This window comes from Candidatus Methanoperedens nitratireducens (assembly GCF_900196725.1).
Lineage (GTDB): Archaea > Halobacteriota > Methanosarcinia > Methanosarcinales > Methanoperedenaceae > Methanoperedens > Methanoperedens nitroreducens_A.
Map to the genome: position 1 here is coordinate 1 of NZ_FZMP01000113.1, position 20,778 is coordinate 20,778.

Annotated in this window: 23 protein-coding genes and 2 pseudogenes; 14 read left to right on the top strand and 11 right to left on the bottom strand. The window is 47.1% G+C overall.

Features of this window, described 5'->3' with window-relative positions; all coding sequences use genetic code 11:
- The coding region (gene thsB, locus MNV_RS08350) for a thermosome subunit beta (RefSeq protein WP_143311703.1) at positions 1-1,608 on the bottom strand (1,608 nt) is incomplete at its 3' end.
- A 413-nt stretch (positions 1,609-2,021) separates the two neighbouring features.
- Here thsB and MNV_RS08355 point away from each other — a divergent pair.
- Positions 2,022-2,561 (top strand): KH domain-containing protein, encoded by a 540-nt coding sequence (locus MNV_RS08355; protein WP_096205170.1) that lies wholly within the window; start codon positions 2,022-2,024, stop codon positions 2,559-2,561.
- 30 nt (positions 2,562-2,591) lie between these two features.
- On the opposite strand, the gene MNV_RS19525 is transcribed toward MNV_RS08355, so the two are convergent.
- The 3 genes from MNV_RS19525 to MNV_RS08370 all read right to left on the bottom strand — a co-directional run bounded on the left by MNV_RS19525 (position 2,592) and on the right by MNV_RS08370 (position 4,387).
- On the bottom strand, positions 2,592-2,780 hold the full coding sequence (locus tag MNV_RS19525; protein WP_096205172.1) for a hypothetical protein: 189 nt from the start codon (positions 2,778-2,780) through the stop codon (positions 2,592-2,594).
- Positions 2,781-3,093: 313 nt separating this feature from the next.
- Positions 3,094-3,492, bottom strand: coding sequence for a CBS domain-containing protein (locus MNV_RS08365; protein WP_096205173.1), 399 nt, complete (start codon positions 3,490-3,492; stop codon positions 3,094-3,096).
- Between the two features lie 502 nt (positions 3,493-3,994).
- Positions 3,995-4,387, bottom strand: a complete 393-nt coding sequence (locus MNV_RS08370; RefSeq protein ID WP_096205175.1) for a hypothetical protein — start codon at positions 4,385-4,387, stop codon at positions 3,995-3,997.
- Positions 4,388-4,966: 579 nt separating this feature from the next.
- Here MNV_RS08370 and MNV_RS08375 point away from each other — a divergent pair.
- The 12 genes and pseudogenes from MNV_RS08375 to MNV_RS08430 all read left to right on the top strand — a co-directional run bounded on the left by MNV_RS08375 (position 4,967) and on the right by MNV_RS08430 (position 12,581).
- Positions 4,967-6,133, top strand: a complete 1,167-nt coding sequence (locus MNV_RS08375; protein ID WP_096205176.1) for a homocitrate synthase family protein — start codon at positions 4,967-4,969, stop codon at positions 6,131-6,133.
- A 231-nt stretch (positions 6,134-6,364) separates the two neighbouring features.
- Entirely contained in the window at positions 6,365-6,766 is a 402-nt protein-coding gene (locus MNV_RS08380; RefSeq protein WP_096205204.1) for a ferritin family protein, read from the top strand.
- Positions 6,767-6,779: 13 nt separating this feature from the next.
- The gene (locus tag MNV_RS08385; RefSeq protein ID WP_306453632.1) at positions 6,780-7,178 is read left to right on the top strand and encodes a carboxymuconolactone decarboxylase family protein; all 399 of its coding nucleotides are present in this window, start codon (positions 6,780-6,782) and stop codon (positions 7,176-7,178) included.
- A gap of 66 nt (positions 7,179-7,244) precedes the next feature.
- Complete coding sequence (locus tag MNV_RS08390; RefSeq protein WP_096205178.1) at positions 7,245-7,664, top strand: ferritin-like domain-containing protein; 420 nt, start codon at positions 7,245-7,247, stop codon at positions 7,662-7,664.
- 2 nt (positions 7,665-7,666) lie between these two features.
- A pseudogene (mcrC, locus tag MNV_RS08395) lies at positions 7,667-8,299 on the top strand (methyl-coenzyme M reductase I operon protein C); the annotation flags it as partial.
- A 55-nt stretch (positions 8,300-8,354) separates the two neighbouring features.
- The gene (locus MNV_RS08400) at positions 8,355-8,576 is read left to right on the top strand and encodes a DUF2180 family protein (RefSeq protein ID WP_394336533.1); all 222 of its coding nucleotides are present in this window, start codon (positions 8,355-8,357) and stop codon (positions 8,574-8,576) included.
- Positions 8,577-8,581: 5 nt separating this feature from the next.
- Positions 8,582-8,803 (top strand): DUF2180 family protein, encoded by a 222-nt coding sequence (locus MNV_RS08405; RefSeq protein ID WP_096205184.1) that lies wholly within the window; start codon positions 8,582-8,584, stop codon positions 8,801-8,803.
- Entirely contained in the window at positions 8,794-9,708 is a 915-nt protein-coding gene (locus MNV_RS20670; RefSeq protein ID WP_179293878.1) for a pyruvate ferredoxin oxidoreductase subunit gamma, read from the top strand. Before MNV_RS08405 ends, MNV_RS20670 begins: the two co-directional genes overlap by 10 nt.
- Complete coding sequence (porA, locus tag MNV_RS08415) at positions 9,705-10,877, top strand: pyruvate ferredoxin oxidoreductase (RefSeq protein ID WP_096205187.1); 1,173 nt, start codon at positions 9,705-9,707, stop codon at positions 10,875-10,877. The genes MNV_RS20670 and porA overlap by 4 nt, the downstream gene beginning before the upstream one ends.
- On the top strand, positions 10,874-11,836 hold the full coding sequence (locus MNV_RS08420; RefSeq protein ID WP_096205189.1) for a thiamine pyrophosphate-dependent enzyme: 963 nt from the start codon (positions 10,874-10,876) through the stop codon (positions 11,834-11,836). Before porA ends, MNV_RS08420 begins: the two co-directional genes overlap by 4 nt.
- Complete coding sequence (locus MNV_RS08425) at positions 11,833-12,090, top strand: glutaredoxin family protein (protein WP_096205190.1); 258 nt, start codon at positions 11,833-11,835, stop codon at positions 12,088-12,090. The genes MNV_RS08420 and MNV_RS08425 overlap by 4 nt, the downstream gene beginning before the upstream one ends.
- The gene (locus tag MNV_RS08430; protein ID WP_096205192.1) at positions 12,087-12,581 is read left to right on the top strand and encodes a ferredoxin-thioredoxin reductase catalytic domain-containing protein; all 495 of its coding nucleotides are present in this window, start codon (positions 12,087-12,089) and stop codon (positions 12,579-12,581) included. Before MNV_RS08425 ends, MNV_RS08430 begins: the two co-directional genes overlap by 4 nt.
- 18 nt (positions 12,582-12,599) lie before the next feature.
- Here MNV_RS08430 and MNV_RS08435 read toward each other — a convergent pair whose 3' ends face one another.
- From MNV_RS08435 to atwA, 7 genes and pseudogenes are all read right to left on the bottom strand, one after another.
- Positions 12,600-13,526, bottom strand: a complete 927-nt coding sequence (locus tag MNV_RS08435) for a methanogenesis marker 7 protein (RefSeq protein WP_096205194.1) — start codon at positions 13,524-13,526, stop codon at positions 12,600-12,602.
- Positions 13,519-14,121 carry a methanogenesis marker 17 protein gene (locus MNV_RS08440; protein WP_096205195.1) on the bottom strand — a complete coding sequence of 201 codons (603 nt, stop codon included), beginning with the start codon at positions 14,119-14,121 and terminating at the stop codon, positions 13,519-13,521. The genes MNV_RS08435 and MNV_RS08440 overlap by 8 nt, the downstream gene beginning before the upstream one ends.
- Positions 14,122-14,138: 17 nt before the next feature.
- Positions 14,139-15,382, bottom strand: a pseudogene (locus MNV_RS08445) (methanogenesis marker 15 protein).
- Positions 15,379-15,828, bottom strand: a complete 450-nt coding sequence (locus tag MNV_RS08450) for a methanogenesis marker 5 protein (RefSeq protein ID WP_096205197.1) — start codon at positions 15,826-15,828, stop codon at positions 15,379-15,381. The pseudogene MNV_RS08445 and the gene MNV_RS08450 overlap by 4 nt, the downstream one beginning before the upstream one ends.
- Positions 15,829-15,831: 3 nt before the next feature.
- Positions 15,832-16,254 carry a methanogenesis marker 6 protein gene (locus MNV_RS08455; RefSeq protein ID WP_096205198.1) on the bottom strand — a complete coding sequence of 141 codons (423 nt, stop codon included), beginning with the start codon at positions 16,252-16,254 and terminating at the stop codon, positions 15,832-15,834.
- Positions 16,254-17,768, bottom strand: a complete 1,515-nt coding sequence (gene mmp3 / locus MNV_RS08460) for a methyl-coenzyme M reductase-associated protein Mmp3 (RefSeq protein ID WP_096205199.1) — start codon at positions 17,766-17,768, stop codon at positions 16,254-16,256. Before mmp3 ends, MNV_RS08455 begins: the two co-directional genes overlap by 1 nt.
- Entirely contained in the window at positions 17,765-19,393 is a 1,629-nt protein-coding gene (gene atwA / locus MNV_RS08465) for a methyl coenzyme M reductase system, component A2 (protein WP_096205201.1), read from the bottom strand. The genes mmp3 and atwA overlap by 4 nt, the downstream gene beginning before the upstream one ends.
- Before the next feature lie 312 nt (positions 19,394-19,705).
- Between atwA and MNV_RS08470 the strand changes: the two genes are divergently transcribed.
- Positions 19,706-20,557, top strand: coding sequence for a ribose-phosphate diphosphokinase (locus MNV_RS08470; RefSeq protein WP_096205202.1), 852 nt, complete (start codon positions 19,706-19,708; stop codon positions 20,555-20,557).
- Positions 20,558-20,778 lie beyond the last annotated feature (221 nt).

The window sequence follows — 20,778 nt, forward strand, 5'->3', positions numbered from 1 at the left end:
TCCGGGTGGCATGCCTCCTGCAGGCGCGGATTTGCTTGAAAGCACATCATCTATCCTCAGGATCATGGTGGCTGCTTCTGTGGCAGAATCGATAGCCTGTGTCTTTACTCTAAGAGGCTCAACCACGCCTTCTTTCCACATGTCAACAACTTTTCCTGTGAACACATTAAGACCTGCGGTATTCTTGCCCTTCTCATGCTGACTTCGCATCTCCACAAGGATATCAATGGGATCAAGACCTGCATTTTCCGCCAGGGTTCTGGGGATGATTTCAAGAGCTTCGGCAAATTTTGCGACGGCCAGCTGTTCCCTACCTATTAATGTGGCTGAGTATTCTCGCAGGCGCAGCGCCAGTTCAACCTCTGGCGAACCGCCTCCAGCTACAAGTGTCTCATCCTCGATTGCAACTCCAACAACACGCAATGCGTCATGAAGAGCACGCTCGGCTTCATCCACAACGTGCTCGGTTCCTCCACGAAGGATAATGGAGACTGCCTTGGGGTTGTGGCATCCAGTAACATATGTCATTGCCTCCTCACCGATCTTTTTCTCTTCTACAAGATCCGCTTTTCCAAGATCAGATTCGCTGATTTCCTTTAGACCTGTCAGTATCTTTGCGCCGGTTGCGCGTGCCAGTTTTTCCATGTCGCTTTTCTTTACGCGCCTTGCTGCGTATATGCCTGCTTTTGCAAGATAATGCTGTGCAATGTCATCTATTCCCTTCTCAACAAAGATCACATTTGCGCCGCTATCGATCACTTTGCTGACCATGTCATGCAACATCTGTTCCTCCTGGTCAAGGAATAACTGGAGCTGATCGGGTGATTTTATTGAGATCTCGGCTTTCACTTCTGTCTTTTTGATCTCGAGGGCTTCGTTGAGCAGAAGTATTCTGGCATCATGGACCTTCTTTGGCATGTTGGTATGGACTCTTTCCTTATCGATTACCATGCCTTCGATCAGCTCTGATGCTTCTACACTGCCGCCCACTTTCTTCTCAACTTTAATATCTTCAATATCTGCTGTATATTTGCTATTCTCTTTATCAACCACCGCTAATATGGCATTTACCGCAAGGTTGGCGAAAACATCCTTGGACGCTTCAGCTCCTTTTCCGGTATTCGCTGTGACAGCGATTTTCAATAATAAATCCTTATCTTCCAGGGTCACTGGTTTTGCAAGGGTTTTAAGGATTTCTTTTGCTTTTGCCGATGCAAGCCTGTATCCACTGGCGATGACTGTGGGATGCACACCCTGCTCTAAGAGTTCTTCAGCATTCTTCAGGAATTCACCTGCAAGCACTGCTGCCGTTGTTGTGCCATCTCCGACCTCATCATCCTGGGTCTTTGCGACTTCCACGATCATCTTAGCTGCCGGATGCTCGATATCCATTGCCTGGAGAATAGTCGCACCATCATTCGTGATTACGATATCTCCCAGAGCGTCCACGAGCATTTTATCCATACCCTTCGGTCCCAGGGTTGTCCTGACCGCTGCGGCTACAGCCCTGGCAGCCATGATATTGTTATGCTGCGCTTCTCTTCCTTTTGTTCTTTGACCGCCTTCTCTTAGAATAAAGATTGGCTGTCCTGCTAATTGTCCTGTCATAAATAACCTCTATTTCGATTGGTCTTCAACTTCGTGCAGAAGCATGAAAATCGCAAAGCTCTGGATGCTCAAAAGGGATTCGAGCCCGGGCGGGAACCAAGTCCATAGTTATTCCGTACACAGTTTTACCTGTGTTTGGTGTTTCTATATCATTCTAAACTTACGAGATTACCACGCAGGTTTAGATAATGATCACCCGGTTTACTCTCCATGTAATATGTTAGCATTAATAGCATTTATAAATTTTGGTTATCAGACTAAATTATATAAACTAATTGGATATGGCAAATCTTGAGACTCAAAAAGCCAAATTTTATAGGACTGCAGGCTAATTTAGGAATAGGGGGCGGAGATTAAACATCCTTATAAATTGTGATGAGGTTAGTTCAATCATATAGAGAAAGAGGAGGAAAATGACAGAGTACATTAAAGTTCCGCTAGAGAGGATAGCGGTCCTGGTAGGTCCGAAAGGGAGTACCAAGGAACTGATCGAGGAAAAATCAACTACCACGCTCAATATCGATAGCGATAGCGGGAATGTAGAGATACAGGATTCCAGAGACACACTGAAGGGAGTGCGCGCACGAGAGGTTGTCCATGCTATAGCCCGGGGTTTCAGTCCTGAGAAAGCCCTGAAGCTGTTTGATAACGAAGATCTCATGTTCGAAACAATAGACCTATCAAATATCGCCAGGGAAGAAAAAGACCTCGAGCGCATCAAGGGAAGGATCATTGGCAGTGATGGCAAGACACGGGATCTTTTTGAGAACCTGACCAATACGAATATTTCCGTGTATGGAAAAACCGTATCGCTGATCGGATATCCTGAACAGAACGCGGTGGCAAGAAAGGGTATCGACATGCTCCTTAAAGGGGCTGCTCACGGTCTGGTTTATAAGTTCCTTGAGAAAAATAGAAGTGAACTTAAACAGTCTGAAATGGGTTTATATTAGAGTTCTCCGGTTATCGGATACAAGGGGAAGTTAATCCGAAAGCAATCCTGCTTTACCTTTTTCGTTCTTCCCGGGAGGTTCTTTGCGTATTTCTGAGAGCTCAGATTTCAGTTCCAGGACGGTTTTTTCAATTTTTTCCACCCGCTCTGTTAAAAGAGCAAGCTTTTGCTCTATAAGTTCATCAATGTGCATTTGGATGATATTATTAATTCTGCCCATATACAATCCTCGGATCAATAGATGGTTAGTATCTATCAATACCTTCGCCATTATGGAGTATTAACACTATCGATTTTTGTTATTTTGTATCCTAACCATCCTTAAATATCGTTCTCTCATGCGGGCGCATGAGTTAATACAGGGGCTTTAAGTGTAGCGCGATGGAGCGACTGAGAGATGGAATGAGGCAGAGACTCTTAAATGCGCCCTATGTGGAGGCTATCAGATATGAAACAATTCTTGATTATATTCAATCACCACAGTCGTAGCACTAAAGTTTTTTTCAATTCCGTTAATTCCACTCCAGGTGAATTTAAGGTGCTCCTCCAACTATTGCCTTAAGATGCTTTGCAATGTCGGTTTCTGTTATTATGCCAACAATTCTCTCATCTTCAAGGACTACAAGTCTTCTGACACCCTTTTTTCTCATTAACTTTGCAGCTTCTTCTATGCTTTCATTTTTTGAGACGGTAAACAGGTCTTTGCTCATGATTTCACTAACTTTAACGTCTCCTGGATAGAGTTCCTCCGCCACAACTTTGTTGATTATATCCTTTTCGGTTACAATACTAACGAAGTCACCTTTATGTTTCACCAGAAGAGAGGATATATCATTTTCCCTCATGAGAATTGCTGCTTTTATAACGTTATCTTCGGAGTCGATATAAATTAACCTTCCAGATATCAATTCCCCAACTCTAATTATAGCCATGAAATCACTCCATGATATTATTCCATCCTATGATTTCTTAATCTAATATACATATATTTTCCTATCGCTGCGTTTTCATCCACTAAAGGTGTCCTATTGGCATACAATAAATCCGAAATCATGCTTAACCTCAATCTCTTATTACTACATCGCCGTAAAGTATATTCTAGCAACGCTTTTTACTGCGCCATGCAACAAATGTTTTCAGTTGCATTTTCCCCAGAAAAACGAAGGATGAGAGAAAACCTATCAGATCGTGTGCGATGCAGGCACGGAAGAAGCTGAGTACATAGAATCAAACTGTCCTCTATCCGTGCCACCATTCCGTTTTTTATTTTAACGTTCTTTATATAAACTTGGTGGTTACCAATGGTTTTGAGTAAGCTTTGGTAACCGCCTTTTACTGCAAGCATAAAAAACAGTTAAGTTTAAGCGGTGAACCTATGAATTGGTAACCACCTCATGTGGTTGCCAAAGCTTACCTGAGACAATTTAGTAAATCCTAAAACTTTACAGGAACGAGTCGCATAGCAGTAATCCCAGAATATATTTTCCATGCAATCACCTTTACAAATTCAGGTTCAAGTTTGCCTATTTTTGGAGATAAAGTCAGACACTTTATGCAAATAAAAAATTCCCCATCAACATCATCTGGTTTGACATAGATTTCTGATTCATCTCTTGGATTTTTTTCATAACTGATAATCTTTTTGATGAGAGAGAAAATGAAATTGATGCATATGGAACTACGAATATGCTCCATTTTATCCATACCCTTTATTTCTATTTTTATTCTTTGTGGTTTTATTCGTGCCCCGTTTTTGGCACCACGATTGTTATTCTGTGAATCAGAATATTTATAATGGATGCACAGACCTTTATAGTTCTCAGTCACGGTATACCCCGTACGATGTACGAGGCATGTATATACTGTTTTCAAGACCAACCTTTTAAGTAGAGTAATTCTCTTCTTAATGTACCACTCTTTCCTTTTAAATATTTGTTGTACAACCCATTGAATATTTTGCTGTTTGTGTGGCTGTTTTATAAAAATTTGAAGAATTTTAACGGATTTAATTATCTAAAAAACCAGCATAATGCCGAAAAACAAACTTGCTCTCCTCGCCTTGAGAAAAATAAAAAAAGATGAACAAAATAAGCAGAACCAAATTACTTCTTTGATTTTTTTGACTTTCCGTTCTTTTTTGAACTTTTCGCCTTTGCAACCATGGTAGTGTACACCTCCTGACATGAGTCAAAGAAATTTGTGCACTATGTTAATTTCCATTGACACAGTATTAAGCATAGTTGAGATACATTTCACATTGGGGGTTACAAAGCGTTTTTGTGAGCAGACTGGGAGCGGGTTCATTTGAATAAGCTTTTTAAGTTGGAAGGTGTAGTAGTAGCTACTCAACAAACATGATTAATCATGGGTTATATTTATAACGATACCGAACATGGTTAACAGCCTCTGATAGCTATGGACGACTACTCAAGAAACACCCTCATGCAGTACATCAATCCGAAACCGAAGGACATTGAGATATGCGATGTCACATTAAGGGACGGTGAACAGACACCCGGCGTGGTCTTCACAAGGGAAGAAAAGATAGCGATAGCAGAAAAACTTGACAGCATAGGGATAGAGGTGATCGAAGCCGGTTTTCCCGTCGTTTCAAAGACAGAGGAAGACATAGTCAGGGAAATAGCGCATCTCGGGCTTGATGCCAGGGTATGCTGCCTTGCGCGTTCGGTGGCAAAGGACATAGACGTTGCTCTACGCTGCGACGTGGATTTCGTGAGCGTCTTTATCGCAACGTCCGACCTGCACCTTAAATACAAGTACCACAAGACGTTTGAAGAAGCTGAATCCTGTGCCCTGGATGTGCTTGATTACGCAAAAGACCACGGTCTTACGGTCAGGTTCGCGGCTGAGGACGCCACGCGCACCGATGTCAATGTCCTGAAGTCCATCTTCAGGGCTGCTGAAGAACATGGCGCTGATTATGTCAGCATTGCAGACACCGTGGGGATACTCAACCCGAGCACGGCGCACTATCTTGTCAGCGAGATCAAGAATACAGTTAAAACAAAAGTGTGCATCCACTGCCACAACGACCTTGGCATGGCTGTCGCAAATACTGTCAGCGGGGCAGAGGCCGGGGCTTTCCAGCTCCATACCACAGTGAACGGCATCGGGGAAAGATGCGGGAACGCCTCGCTTGAAGAGTTGCTTGTGAGCCTTCGCGTGCAGTACGGCATCGAGCGATATGATGTCAGCCAGCTTTCCGAGCTTTCAAAGATGGTGGAACAATACTCGGGAATACCGATACCGCGGATAAAGCCTATCGTTGGCTGCAATGCCTTCGCGCATGAGTCCGGCATACATGTGGCAGCCGTTCTTGAGAACCCCATGACGTACGAACTATATGCTCCCGAAATGGTGGGTTGCAAGCGGGAAATAATCATAGGCAAGCATACGGGCAGCAAGGCGTTAAAAGGCGTAGTCCAGAAAATGGGTTATGACCTTTCGCGTGATCAGATGTGCACGCTCCTGGACAGGGTCAAAAAATGCAGCGAAGCCAAGAGAAAGGTCACATGTGAGAGACTGACCGAGTTCATAAGGGAACTTGAGTGAGCTTTATTGTTTCATCCTTTTTAAAAACAGTCGCAAAAAAGAATGGATTAAAGCGCATATTTTTTGGTTCTTCCAACCGCATCGTTTATTACACATCAGGTACAATTCTGCTTTAAGGAGTGGTTAAAAATGATGGAACGTACGAAAGAGTTGAATCTCTTGGTTAGGCATGCCGCCGGAAAAACTCGCAAACGACTGAATGAGGAAAACCGGTACGTAATGGGTGGTAAAATGCAGACAGTACAGATAATGGAAGAGACCCTGGAATCTGAGTCCAACGAGATTGCCTTATATTTTGCAATGTCGCGAAAAGCTGAGGAAGAGGGGCATACTGAAATTGCAAACTACCTGAGAGATATCGCCATGGACGAAGCCTGGCATGCAGCCGAGTTTGCAATGCTTCTTGGCAAGATAAAGGATACCGCCTCAAACCTTGAGATTATGCTTGAAGATGAGATAAAAACAGAAAAAGAAAAGGAAGAGGCTGCGAAAGTCGCGATTTCCGAGGGGAATGAGAGTGCTTTCAGGGTTTTTACCTGGTCGATGTACGGCGAGCGCAACCATAAAGAAGGGATAAAAGAGGCTCTCTTGAAATTGCGGGAAAAGGTTAAATCCACAATGACCAATCATTGATAAGGTGTTTATAATGGAACCCAAAAAAATAATAGAAAGCATAGATGACAAAATGGGGTTCACCCCTGAGATCATGAACATGATGGGTGAGATGAACCCGGAATTGTTTGAACACTACAAAAAATGCGATGATAATATACAGCAGGACGGGGCTCTACCTGCGAAGGTTAAAGTGCTCATGTCGCTTGCGGTCATGGCGGCACAGAGATGCGAGCCCTGCTGCGAATCCCAGATGAGGAGCGCGCTTAACCACGGAGCCACGAAAGAAGAGATAATAGAAACAATGAATGTCATTTTTATCACATCGGGAGCACCCGGTGTGGCTGCGTGCAGAAAGGCACTTAAGCTAATGCAAGGTGAAGAGGGTGGCGGCAGCGGTCACGGCTGCGTACCTGGAAGAAGACCCCGGTAAATTAAATAAGTTAAAATACTTTTGTGTTCATTGGGTGTATGGAGTTTAATTAAACGGGAGGAAGTTATGAACCAGAAAATAATAGATGCATTGAACAAAGACCGTGAAGACGAATTGAGTGCAATCATACAGTACATGAAGCACCACTATGAGGGGGAAGGAATGGAAAGCCCGGAGATTCTTGATATAGAAAAAGATATCGCTATGGCAGAGATGAAGCACGCTGAGACGCTGGGTGAACGCATCAATTACCTTGGAGGGACCCCGACGAAGAATATGTCCCCTATAGCAGAGGGCGGCGACATAAGGAAAATGGTTCAGGACGATCTTGCAAAAGAGAACGCAGCAATCAAGCAATACAAGGAGCACATCAAACTGGCTGCCGAAGAGGGGGATCCTACAACAAGGCTTATGCTTGAAGAAATTCTAAAAGAAGAAGAAGACCACGCAAATACGTGGGAAACTATACTTGGAGTTAAAAAATAAAAATGTTCGGAAGAGAAACACAGTTAGTTGATTGCAGAGAAGCGATGGGGCTCGGGCGCGGCGGCGGTATAGCCCAGCGCGGTACCCTGTCGGAAGCCGCAAGACCGGACGTTGTTGCTATCGCGATGACCCCGGGCAGGCGGCATATCACCAAGCCTGTATGCGAGATAACCTACGGGCTCCGCAGAGAAGGGATCCAGGTAAGTGTCCTTGTGCTTGAGGCAGGGGCAGGCATCCCGATGGATGAAGTCGGAAGTTCTACATCCTCAAGAGGCTACGGACCCAAGTTCGGTCTCACAGCAAAAGAGATAGAACAGATAGCAAGGCACAAGCTCGTGCTGATACATATGGGTAATGTCAACTCCCATATAGTATCGAAAACCAAGAAGATCCTGAAGTATGTCGATATACCTGCCGTCATCGCATGCGAATATCCCATTGATTTTGAGGATTTTGCGAAAGCCGGTATAAAGACAAAATTCGTGAAACCGAAGAACCCTGAAACAGAAGGTGCCGTAGTGGCTATAGTCAGCGGTATAACAAGGGGAGAGACATGCTCCCGGGGCAGCCTGAATAACCTGGTCAAGGAGATACGCAATATACTTGGCCAGAAGCTTGAAGATACGCATGCCGTCAGGAGCGACCTGTTGATAAATGAAGGACTAATGGCAAGTGAAGAACCTGCGGAGAGTGAGTAACTTGAAATGCTACCTGTGTGCGAAAATGGGAAAAGATGTTGATGCCGTCGCAGCATGCATAGTTTGCGGCATGGGAGTGTGCATGGAGCACTCCATCTATGAACCAACCCCGGTGTGGAAGGGTGATTACCCGGTACGGCTTGAGAAGGATATTGAGAACATGAGACGAATACTCTGCCAGCCATGCCATGAGGCTCTTAAGGAGAACTGGTGATTTCTATGCTGAGATGTTACGAATGCGCTGAGAAAGAGTCAACTGAAGAGGCTGTCGCCTTGTGTATAATGTGCGGCAAAGGACTGTGCATGCAGCACGCCCACCGCATCGACCTCCCTATATGGCAGGGAGGATATCCTGCACCTGTAAAGATTTTGAAGAAGGGGCTGCCAAGGTTCGTATGCAGCGAGTGTGGTAATATCCTGATGCCCGGTGCGTGCGAATAAAGGACATGTTCGAGGTGCGGTTCCACGGCAGGGGAGGGCAGGGTGCCGTCATGGCTGCCCAGACGCTTGCTGAGGCTGCCGTAATTGAAGGGAATTATGCAGTAGCCTTTCCTTTTTTTGGCGCTGAAAGACGCGGCGCGCCGGTTCTGGCTTTTACGAGGATAGACCCTAAAAAAATATACAGCAAGACTCAGGTGTATGCTCCCGACTGCGTTGTCGTTCTTGATGATTCGCTCCTGGATACCATCGACGTGGTAGCAGGCTTGAAGCCCGAAGGTACTGTTGTCATAAACTCGAAGGATAAGCCAGAGGACATTGACCTCGGTGAGGAGATAAGAACAGGTGCGATAAATGCGACCTCTGTAGCGCTTGAGATATTGAAAGCCCCGATAACCAACACCACTATCCTGGGCGCATTCGCAAAAGCCGCAGGAGTTGTTAAGATCGAATCTCTTGAGGATGCCATCAGACGAAGGTTCGGTGAAAAACTCGGTAAAATTGTGGGTGAAAAGAATGCCCTTGCCGCCCGGACCGCTTATGAAAAAACTGTTATTGGTAGAAGCAAAGGGATAAAAAAGCTTGAACCGAAGAAACAGTGGCTTCCCGCGTATCAGGAACTCCCAACCGGCGGTGCGCTGGTTGAAGGCAAAACCGAAGCAGGATTGATAGGGCCCGGGAGTTTTATTGAGAACAAGGTCATGGGATGGGCGACATTCCGGCCCGTGCGTGACAGGGAGAAATGCACCATGTGCCTGTTATGCTGGTTCTACTGCCCCGAGGGGACCATCGTGCGCATTTCGGACAGGGGAGACCTGATGACGAATTATGATTATTGCAAAGGCTGCGGTATATGCGCCAATGAATGCCCGGTAGATGCAATAAAGATGGTGAGAGCGAGGGTATGAAAAAAGTAATAACCGGCGACCATGCTGTCGCGATTGGGGCAAGGCTGTGCAGAGTTGAAGTAGTGCCAGCATACCCGATAACGCCGCAAACACTTATTATTGAACATATTGCTGATTTCGTGAACGACGGAGAGATGGATACAAAATTCCTTACTATGGAGTCAGAGCACAGCGTTATGAGCGCAGCCGCAGCAGCATCGGCGGCGGGCGCAAGAGTGTTTACCGCAACATCCTCACAGGGACTTGCGTTCATGCATGAGATGCTTTATTCAACTGCGCCTTTGCGCCTTCCTGTCGTGATGGCGAATGCCAGCAGAACGCTTGCCAGTCCACCTGGCATCTGGTGCGAGTATAACGATTCAATGGGAGCGCGGGATTCAGGGTGGCTTCAGCTATATGTGGAAGACAACCAGGAAGCGCTGGATATGGTAATCCAGTCTTACAGGATTGCGGAGGATAAGCGTGTCCTGCTGCCTGTAATGCCGTGCCTTGACGGCTTTGTGCTCACGCACACGGTCGAGCCCGTAGAGATTATACAGCAAGAAGATGTGGATTCATTCCTGCCGCCTTATTCGCCTGATATAACTCTTGACCCTGCACGACCTGCGATGATAGGGACGTTCATGCCTGCAGAGTACATAATGGAACTGCGCAGGCAGACCGCACTTGCTGTAGAGTCTGCAAAAAAGGTCATAAGGGAAATAAACGATGAGTTCGCCAGGCGCTTTGGAAGGAACTACGGCGGTTTGATCGACACGTATCAGATGGAAGATGCTGAGGTTGCATTGATCACAATGGGCACGGTTACAAGCACTTCGCGCGAGGTCGTTGATGACATGCGGAAAGCCGGGGAAAAAGTCGGTCTTGTTAAACTTCGTTTCTTCAGACCGTTTCCATCGGAGGAGCTGCGGAAAGCATTATCAGGCGTGAGTGCTGTCGGAGTTTTTGATCGCTCGATATCATATCACGGCGGAGGACCGGTATTTAATGAAGTGCGCTCAGCGCTCTACGGGAGCACTTTACCTGTTATCAATCATCTTGCAGGCATCGGGGGGAGGGACGTGACAAAAGAGCAGATAATTAAAATGTTCGAGATAACGCTTAAAGCTGCAAAGGGTGAGAAGGTGAATATGATTAACTGGCATAATACGCGGGGCGAGACGGTATGATCAGAATAAAAGACCTGCCGGATGATAACCTGTTCACGGCAGGGCATACAGCATGTCCCGGCTGCGGCGTGGCTATGTCTATCCGCAATGCAATACGCGTACTTGGAAAAGATACTGCCGTTTATGTCCCGGCAAGCTGCGGCGTTGTGTTCGGCACCACTTTCCCTTATGGAGCCTGGAAAGTGCCGTTCTTCCACACAGCCTTTGAGAACACAGGCGCCTGTCTGACTGGAATGAAAGCGGCTTTTGAGAAGAAAGGGAAAGAGGTCACTGCGGCAGGATTCGCCGGGGACGGCGGCACGTATGACATTGGTTTGCAGAGCATGTCGGGTGCTGCTGAACGTAACGATGATGTGCTTTATATCTGCCTTGACAACGAGGCATATATGAACACAGGCATACAGCGAAGCGGCGGAACACCGTTCGGGGCATGGACCACGACTACACCTGTGGGTACGAAAATACAGGGGAACCGGCGTTTTAAGAAGAACCTCGGTGATATTGTAGTGGCGCATGAGATACCGTATTATGCCACGCTGTCTATCGGGCATCCTCTTGATTTCATAAGGAAAGTAGAGAAGGCGAAAAGCATTAAGGGCTTCCGTTTTCTTCATATGTTCACGCCATGTATCCCGGGCTGGAAGATGGACCCTGCCAGGACCGTGGAAGTTACGAAGCTTGCGGTCGAGAGCGGTATGTGGACTCTCTACGAGGTGGAGAACGGGGAAAAAAGAATAACCTATAAGCCTGGGAAAATGAAAAGAGTAAAGGATTACCTGATGATGCAGGGAAGGTTCAGGCACATAGGCGAGGAGGATATAAAGAAGCTCCAGATGTGGGTTTGCAAGAAATGGAACCTGAACTATAAGGAGAAGGGCGCGCCTGAGGTGTGCGAGATCGAGCCGCCTGTTGAACATCATGCTGTTACGGAGGAACACAGGGAGATGCACGGACCATGAAGAAGAACATCAAGCCAAAACTCTATACGCTGAGCACATGCATGCATTGCAAGGCAACAAAGAGGTTTTTGAAGAAGAACGGGATTGAATACGATTATGTGGATGTGGATAAATTAGACGGTGAAGAGCAAGATAAAGTCGAACAGGAATTATTGAAATTGGCCGGAGGATTAAGATTCCCGACCATAGTGATCGGCGACAAGGTGATCGTGGGGTTCTATGAGGATAAGCTGAGAGAAGCTCTGGGGTTATGACAACCGTTGAAGAAATGTTCGCCGGGATGAAGAAGATCGCGGACGAGGAGGGCTACCGGTTCAACCCTGACAGGGAGGAACTGGACGATATACTCCAGGGGCTGTGGGACAACGAGCACAGGTACGGCTACCCATCGTGCCCGTGCAGGATTGCGAGCGGCGAGCTGGCAAAGGACATGGACTTCATCTGCCCATGCAACTACCGCGATGCTGACGTGGAGGAATACGGCTGCTGCTTGTGCGTGCTGTATGTAAGCGATGACTGGGAGACGAGAAAGCACGACCCGATACCGGAGCGGCGCCCGCAGGAATATTATGAGAAAGGTTATCCGAGCATAATGGAACAGAAAGGAGCAGGAGGTAAAGAAATGGCTCAGGTTTACAGGTGTACGGTGTGCGGTTATCTCTGCGCAAGGGATGAGCCGCCCGACCTTTGCCCGGTTTGCAGGGCAAAGAAAGAGAGGTTTGAGGAATTTGAGATGACGGGATGAAGTGTACCAGGTCTGAATCTAAATCACAAACCCCGTCTCACTTTTCGGCAGCGCCCTTATCAAAATAAAGTTCCTCATCTTCGAAGGCAGCACCCGCGCCACCTCTTTCATGGTCACGCCTTCCACGAACCGGATGTTCTCTATCTGCTCGTGGTATTCATCATAAGGCAGTTTGACCCTCGCGCCGTTCATCTGCAAAGTGACGGGCAGGGGATGGAGGCTGTCGATGATCTCCTGCACCTGGTCTTCTATCTCTTTCTTGATGCGCGGCGGCGCAACTGCGGGCGGGTCTTTTGCAAGCTCCTTTCGCACATTATCCAGCACGTTGCCTATCACATCCGCAAGCTTATCAAGCGTCCGCAGCTCCTCAGAATGGCGCATGTGGTGCAGTATCCTTCCGAAGCTCCCCACATAGGCGGTGGCATTGGGGACATCCTCAACCTTCAGTTCAGGCGCGCCGGTCACGATAATCGGGACTTCTATGCCTTCATAGAGCCGCTTTGATTTTTCGATAATGCAGTGCTCGTAATTACCCAGGATGAACACCGCCAGGTCATGCTCGTTGATGAGGTCGCGCTCGTAAGCGCTGAGCTGGCATATCCTCTTTCCTACTCCCCGCGCCAGTCCTACCATGTTGGTCTTTGCGCCTTTCTTTCGCAGGAACTCGGCCACATCGCAGTCAAGGTGGGGCAGGTGGTGATATGCAAGCGTGGGCGCGACCGTCGCTATCTCGGTTCCAGTAAGGGGCGCGCGCATGATGGTGCCGAGGAGGTCTTTTGCTTTAGCTTCCACGATAGCCATGTCGTTTATCGGTACGAGCATCAGCAGCACAACCCCTGTCTGCATCACGTTCTTCTGGAGAATATACCCGCCGAGGTCTTCCACAAGCTCAACTATCTGGTTGTGTTTATACACGCCGCCCTCGTACATCACAGGCTCAAGCATCTTTTTCACTCCTCATTGATTCCAGCATATCCTTAGCTCTCGCTATCCACTCTGGTTTAAGCGTATCCTCCGAAGCCACGAAGAGAACATACGACGTTGATAATTCATGTTTTCTTACCCTGAAGCCCTCAGGTATGATTCTCAGCGCTATTGCATCTATCAGCCTGTCAAGCACTTCCTGCTGCGGCTCTTCGATCACAAGCTCTCTGAGTTCATCTATTTCCTTGACAGGATCGACTTTCACAATGATTATTTTCTTGTCGGGCTGCTCTAAACTCTCCTTCCCGTATTTTTCCCAGAGCTTATTTAAAAGTTTTACAGTGAACGCTTCCCGCTGCAACTCTATCTTTATCTCATCCTTTCCAAGGGAACCCATCTCTATCTTGGCGAAATCCTTGAGCCGTATAGCCGGAGTCCCCAGACGGAGAAGCGCCGTGAATATAAAAACCGGCTCAACAGGGTCAACAAAAACCTTCAACCTCCCTATCACACGGTTCAGGGAAAGGTCAGCCAGTACGTCCTGTATCAGGATTTTGGTGGTCTTTGCCCCAACAGCATCGGGCGATTCCACGTTGAAAGTCTCAAGTTGTTCCATCTGACCCTCTTAATCCTCTATCTGGAAATAAATCCCGATACCAGCAAAGCCGCCCCTACTGCTCCTATATACTGCGCATCGTTCGGAACAAGGACCCTTACTTTAAGTAATTCTTCAACCGCTTTTGGCAGTCCTTCGATAAGAGATGTCCCCCCGCACATTATCACAGGTTCTTTTACATCGATTTCCTGGAGCTGCTGCTCGAACAACTGCTCTGCGACGCTGTGGCAGGCTGCCGCAGCTACGTCCTCAGGTTTACTTCCTGCAGCCAGCGAGTTTACTAAGGACTGGATGCCGAAAACGATGCAGTAGCTGTTCATAACAACATTCTTATAATTCCCGTTCAATGCAAGGGCGCCAAGCTTCGTGATGTCTACTCCCAGCCTCTTCGCCGTCATTTCAAGGAACCTGCCGGATGCGCCGGCGCATATGCCGCCCATCGTGAACATGCCCGGGATGCCGTCGATGACCGATATAGCCTTGTTATCCATGCCACCGATATCAAGAACCGTGGCTGTACCTTTTTGTTTATCTGCCAGGTAAACAGCACCTTTTGAGTTGACGGTAATTTCTTCCTGCACAAGGTTTGCCTTGAAATGCTCACCTACCAGGAACCTGCCGTAACCCGTCGTGCCGAGAGCCTGGATTTCCTCGCGATCGACACCAGCCTCTTTCAGTGCATTGTTATAAGCTTCCTCTGCGCTCTCAAGCACCTTTATTGTGGGGACCCAGCCTTTGCCAATTATCTTATTGTCTCTCATGATCACTGCTTTCGTGGTCGTTGAGCCTGAGTCTATGCCAGCCGTTAGACCGCTTTGCATTTCTCTTGCAAGCAGGCTCTTTCGCCGCGCTGTGGTGGTGAGAGCCTCCATCCTTGTAAGAAGGGTTCCAGCGGTCGTTCTTTCCGTGAAAGAATAACTTATGACGGGAATGCCGGTTTCTCATTGATATACCGGCGTACCTCGCTCCTGACGATCGCTGCCTCGGCGCACCGGAAGCACGTTGCAACGAACACCGCATCCACATGCACCTTGCCCGTGACTATGGACTTGGCGCGTGCCATCATGAGTTTCAGGTCAGGGCTTGCTACTTTAAGCCCGAACTCTTCCTCGATAGCATCGATATCCGATATATCAACTTCAGGGAAGATCATCACCGCATTTACCTGCTTCACGGCAGAATCGATCTCTTTCTGTATCCCGCTGTACTCAGCGCCGCATGAGAGCTGGGCGATCCTCACAAGATTTTCAGATGCGGTCATTTTTCCTCCTCTTTTTTAAGGGATTTCAGGAATTCCGATATCTTGAACACGAACTCCTTCGCGTCTTCCTCGGATGAAGGATATTCCAGTTCAAGCAGCGGTATTTTCTTTGCCCGTATCAGGAAGTTCACAAGCTCGTTCGTCCTTGCGCATCCCATGCATCCGAACGATGTCACCGGGTCCCGGACAATGATAGCGGCATCAGCTTTTGATATCAGCGGGTCAAACAGTGCCATCCTGCCCCTGACGCCAGACGGCACTTCAACCGCTGCGTATTTAAGACCGAGCTTCGGCTCTTCAGGTGTGATGTTAAGGGGCGGTGAATCCAGTCCCTGCGACCTGACCCTTTTCCCGATCTCCGACATTATTGCAAGGGGCTCATGACCAAAGCGCTCAACCAGGTCTGAAAGGATAAGACTGTTAGTCGGATAAATAAAGATCTTCATTGTTTATTCCTCTGCTTCTTTTATTATTTGTTTAAGCTTTTCAATATCAAGTTTTTTCTTTCTTTGTTTTTGTTCAGGAACTTCACCCTTATCCAGTGCTTTCAGCGCGGAAGCGATATACGGCAGTATCCTGTCTTCAGTCTCAAGAGTATGGAACCCCGGTCTTGCCCCGCCCCGGCGTGTCGCCCTGCACCTGTAAGGCTCACCCGGCGCAAGTCCGCGTTCTTTAATGAATATGCCGTATGGGTCCATCTTACGGATATTGCCCAAAAGCTGCTCGACCACAGGGCGTTCCCCGGATACAATAATGCCAAAACAGGTCTCTTTTATCATTACATCCGCATTTGATTCGTAAAGTTTTATAACGACGTCGCTCGGAAGCACTTTCTGTGAATTAATAACTACCATTTTTGTTATGGTGTCCATTATGAAACCTCTCTTATGTAAACTATTTCCCCCGCTTTTATCCCTTTAAGCCGCTGCGGGTCGATCACTGCCCCTATTATATTCGTACATTCGAATTTCTCACCTGTAGGGCCGTACTTTTCGTCATCCGTAAGTTTAACGCCTATCATGCCGTATCGCTTTGCAGCCTGGTTTGTAACGCCGATTTCCCCTGCTTTGATCTTCGCCTTCGGGACATTTTCGGGGGTTATTTCCTTATAAGCCTCCGCTTCTTTTTCAGACCTGAAAAGGAACGTGTTCTCATATGTGTAAAAAACTGGCAGTGGTCCCAGCGGTCTGTCTTTCAGGCGCAGGGAATGAGTGAAGAAATCCAGCGTTTTGGGCGCAAGCTCGTAATATAACCTGACGTCAATTATTTTGTCGGATTTTACGCCAAGTGCCGTGACCATCCCTTCTTTTATGATGCCGATAGTGGTATCCGGGTCCTGCTCGACTATGATAGCATCATCGCCAGTGTATCCTCTTTTTTCAAGTTTCAATCCGCGGGCATTCAGCATTTTCTCAGCATCTGCAAAGTTCATTCCCAGTATCATGACCCGATCGGGATTGCATAATACCGCAAGTTTACTTCCGCCATCTGCTATCCTGACAAGCTCAAGCCCGCTTGAAACATGCCCTACTACACTGTGTATGGCGCTTGATGTCCTGTCTTCTTTGTAAATATATACCCGTCCATTGCCAAGCCCTTCCGTCCTGACCACAACCGAGCCTTCTGACCTGGCATCCCAGTGTTCATACGGGCATCCTTCCCCTTTAAGCGTATCATCGGATATGAATGAATTTGAGAACGTATCGACATTGAACAATTTTCTCCTGACAAGCGCCAGGAAATGCTCTGCGCCTTCAGGTGCTTCGTTCACAAGGTCGACCCTGAAAAACGTAAAAATCTTCATCCCGTCTTCAAGTTTCGTATCAAGGTCGGCTGTGGAGACCTTATCAAGGAGCGTCTCCCACTTTATGACAGGTTCGATCTTCAGTAATGTATCGCCCTGCCGCATCTGCGCTATAACGTTCTTACCGCTTATGACCTTTGCAACAACAGCACCCTGCGGGCTTCCGTAATCTGAAATATGTTTATCTTTTGCAAGCAGCAGGTACGAGTTCTTCGCATCGTATCCGCCTGTCCCGAAAAAGACATCATAACGGTTGTACTTTTTTTCAGCCCGTTCAGGAACGATATCAGTCTCAAAGGGCCCGAACGCAACGGAATTACCCGTCTCCCAGTGTGCTTTTATGTTCGAGAGAGCGGCATTGAACCTGCTCCATATCGTCGATTCACCTGAAAGCTCGATCCTGAATTCGCCTTTTGTGGTGAGGACCTTATACTCGGAGGTAGCTTCCTCCTTTTTCGTACTTGCCTTTAAAATCCCTGCGGTTGTGCCGGGGATGTAAAATGCTTTTGTAAGTTCTATGGCATCTCTCAGGCGTGAGCCATCGTTCACTTCTAATTTTTGCCCGTTAACTTCTATTTTCATTTTAATTCTTTAACGATCCCTTCCAGGGCTTCCTCACGCTCTTTCTCGGAAAGTTTTGATAAAACAGCATCGGTTTCACCGATATCCACTATCTTGCCAAGGCGCATCAGTGCAGCCCTGTCGCATACCTGCGCAACAAAATCCATATCGTGCGATACTATGACGAACGTCTCGCCCAGTTCTTTTCGTGCATGGAGGATGGATTTTGAAACCTCTATCTTTGTTACCGGGTCCATTGTCCCTGTCGGCTCATCGAAAACAAGTATTCTCGGCTCTTTCATGAGTACCTGCGCCATCGCGACCCTGTGCCGTTCTCCCTCGCTCAACTCATCAGGCATCTTGGTGAGTATCTCTTTTGCCTTTTTTTCCGTGAAACCGGCAGTCATCAGGGTCTGGATCGCTTTCCTCTCACCGAGCTCATAGGGTAAATCAAGACCTATGGACTCTGTCAGGTTATCGATTACTGTCCTGTGGGGATAAAGGCTGTATTCCTGGTGGAGTATGCCGATGTATTTAGTGGCTCTGCCTTTTTTGTCAGGGCCGGGCTGTGTCATATCGACCCACTCATCCCCTATCCTGATCTCGATAGAGCCTGAGGTGGGTCGCAATAACCCGGAGATTATTTTGGATGATGTTGTTTTACCGGCTCCGCTCACACCGATCAGACCGAATATCTCGCTTTCATTCACATCGAAACTAATATCATTGACAGCCCTGACTATACCCCTGTCAAGGGAGAAGTATGTCATTTTCAGGTCGCGTGCCCGGATAATGGGCTTCCCGATATCTACTTTCTCCTGGTCGCCTATCTCGCCCACTTCTTTCATGAACTCAGCGGCAACTTCGTGCGGATCGCCGATCTTTAAAATCTTCCCTTCCTCCAGCCACAGTGCGCGGTGCGAAAGCTCCTCAATGACTTTGGGCCAGTGTGAGGTAATGATAAGAGACATCTTAAAGTCCTTTGTTGCGTTCAGAATAGTTTCATGGACAATATCTGCGGTCTTTGGGTCAAGAGTACCTGTGGGCTCATCGGCCAGCAGAAGTATGGGATTTTTCACAAGCTGCCTTGCGAGAACAACGCGCTGTTTTTCCCCGCCTGAGAGTTCTCTTGCTATGTGCATCATCCTGTTTGAAAGATTGACCTGGTCAAGAAGGTCAGCAGCTACGTTTATTGCGTTCGGGCCAAGCTCATCGATCTCCTGGAGGGCATTCATGACGTTTACAATAACTCTTTCATCACCGTACAGGGCGAAAGTCCTCTGGAGCATGATAGCGATCCTTCTTGTTATATCCTTCCTGAGCGGGTCATGGATGGGCAGTTTTGCAAAATCCGCCTCAAGCTTCTCAAAATGAGAATTACATCTCGGACATGCCAGCCCGACCTTGCTTGGGCGGTCGATAAATCCACAATTGCTGCATCGCGAGAGATGGTATATCACACTGCCAGTAACATCATCAAAAGCTTCCACTCCTCTTAACACATGCATAAGAATGGATTTTCCTGCGCTGCTTTTTCCCAGAATTCCGAGGATTTCCCCTTCTTTAACTTCGAGGTTTATATTCTTTAGAACATCAACTCCATCAAAGCCAACACGAAGGTCTTTAATTTCGATAAATAGAGTCATATTTTGTTCTCCATGGGTCACTTATGCGATTCATTAATCCGCGTTAATATAAATTTATGTATTTGACTTCATAACCGTTAGTTTTTAGCGGTTAAAGACGCAGGTAAGTTATAAATTTAACTAAATCTGCGGCTATTCAAAATAGATGAAGCAGTACATAAATATAACGATAATACATTACATTATAAACAAAATAAAATCTTATATTAATCGGCAGCTAAAGGATATATCCGGAGATGCTGCAAGCCAGTCCTTAGACCAAAACAAAATTCTTTATATTCCTGCCATCTATTACAGGCATGAGGTATTGCATTGAAAATTATCGGCGGTCATGCTTCACAGTTGCTTGCAGGAAGAGTCTCGGAATTACTGAAATGTAATCTGCTGGTAAGCGATTTTAAGAAATTCCCCGACGGGGAGCTGTACACTCGCATCCTGGATGAGTTCGCTGGCGAGGAGGTTACAATAATCCAGAGCACACCGACAGACTCGGATTTTGTTTTACTTCTGCTGATGATAGAGGCATGCAGCGAAGCGGCAAAGATCAACGTGGTCATCCCGTACATGGGATATGCGCGCCAGGATAAGCGGTTCAAGAGCGGTGAGCCGATAAGCGCCCATGCGGTCGCAAGGGCGATCAAAGCGGACAATGTCTATACCATCAATATCCATGATACGGATATCCTTGACTATTTTGATGCAAATGCAAAAGACCTTGACGCGACCCCTGCCATCGGCAAGTATATAAAAAACCTGATACTCAGCGACCCGATAATAATTGCACCTGACGACGGTGCCATACACCTTGCCCGCAATGCATCAAGGGACCTCGGTCTGGATTATGACTATCTTGAGAAAACCCGACTCAGCGGAGATACTGTAACCATACAGCCCAAGAACCTTGAGGTGAATGGCCGGGATGTGATAATCATCGACGATATTATCTCAACAGGCGGCACGATGGCAGAAACGATATATCTCCTGCGAAACCAGGGAGCACACTGGGTATTTGCAGCCTGCGTGCATCCTGTTCTCTCAAATAACGCTGTCCTGAAGCTATTCCAGGCAGGAGTGAAAGGGATAATTGCGACTGATACGCTGGATAAAGCTGTAAGCACTGTGAGCGTTGCTCCGGTGATAGCGGATGCGATGAAAAAACTTTAATAAGAGTCCATCCTCAATCCCTAACTCATCTTGAGCCATTGGTTGCATTGGTTGGGCGTAGAGTTTCTAGGTTCCATAGCATATAGCTTGACTTAAAGCGTTTATAACAACATTTCTTTGTTTTGGTTTGACCATTGTCTCGTTTCTGGCACCTATGCAAATTACAAAATGCCGACAAATGACGCCCCGCTGATTTCTAACTTGAACCATCATTAACTTTT

Coding starts and splice junctions, on each gene's coding strand:
- MNV_RS08355 (WP_096205170.1), top strand. CDS start 2,022: ATGACAGAGTACATTAAAGTTCCGCTAGAGAGGATAGCGGTCCTGGTA.
- MNV_RS19525 (WP_096205172.1), bottom strand. CDS start 2,780: ATGGGCAGAATTAATAATATCATCCAAATGCACATTGATGAACTTATA.
- MNV_RS08365 (WP_096205173.1), bottom strand. CDS start 3,492: ATGGCTATAATTAGAGTTGGGGAATTGATATCTGGAAGGTTAATTTAT.
- MNV_RS08380 (WP_096205204.1), top strand. CDS start 6,365: ATGCAGACAGTACAGATAATGGAAGAGACCCTGGAATCTGAGTCCAAC.
- MNV_RS08385 (WP_306453632.1), top strand. CDS start 6,780: ATGGAACCCAAAAAAATAATAGAAAGCATAGATGACAAAATGGGGTTC.
- MNV_RS08390 (WP_096205178.1), top strand. CDS start 7,245: ATGAACCAGAAAATAATAGATGCATTGAACAAAGACCGTGAAGACGAA.
- MNV_RS08405 (WP_096205184.1), top strand. CDS start 8,582: ATGCTGAGATGTTACGAATGCGCTGAGAAAGAGTCAACTGAAGAGGCT.
- porA (WP_096205187.1), top strand. CDS start 9,705: ATGAAAAAAGTAATAACCGGCGACCATGCTGTCGCGATTGGGGCAAGG.
- MNV_RS08420 (WP_096205189.1), top strand. CDS start 10,874: ATGATCAGAATAAAAGACCTGCCGGATGATAACCTGTTCACGGCAGGG.
- MNV_RS08425 (WP_096205190.1), top strand. CDS start 11,833: ATGAAGAAGAACATCAAGCCAAAACTCTATACGCTGAGCACATGCATG.
- MNV_RS08430 (WP_096205192.1), top strand. CDS start 12,087: ATGACAACCGTTGAAGAAATGTTCGCCGGGATGAAGAAGATCGCGGAC.
- MNV_RS08435 (WP_096205194.1), bottom strand. CDS start 13,526: ATGCTTGAGCCTGTGATGTACGAGGGCGGCGTGTATAAACACAACCAG.
- MNV_RS08440 (WP_096205195.1), bottom strand. CDS start 14,121: ATGGAACAACTTGAGACTTTCAACGTGGAATCGCCCGATGCTGTTGGG.
- MNV_RS08450 (WP_096205197.1), bottom strand. CDS start 15,828: ATGAAGATCTTTATTTATCCGACTAACAGTCTTATCCTTTCAGACCTG.
- MNV_RS08455 (WP_096205198.1), bottom strand. CDS start 16,254: ATGGACACCATAACAAAAATGGTAGTTATTAATTCACAGAAAGTGCTT.
- mmp3 (WP_096205199.1), bottom strand. CDS start 17,768: ATGAAAATAGAAGTTAACGGGCAAAAATTAGAAGTGAACGATGGCTCA.
- atwA (WP_096205201.1), bottom strand. CDS start 19,393: ATGACTCTATTTATCGAAATTAAAGACCTTCGTGTTGGCTTTGATGGA.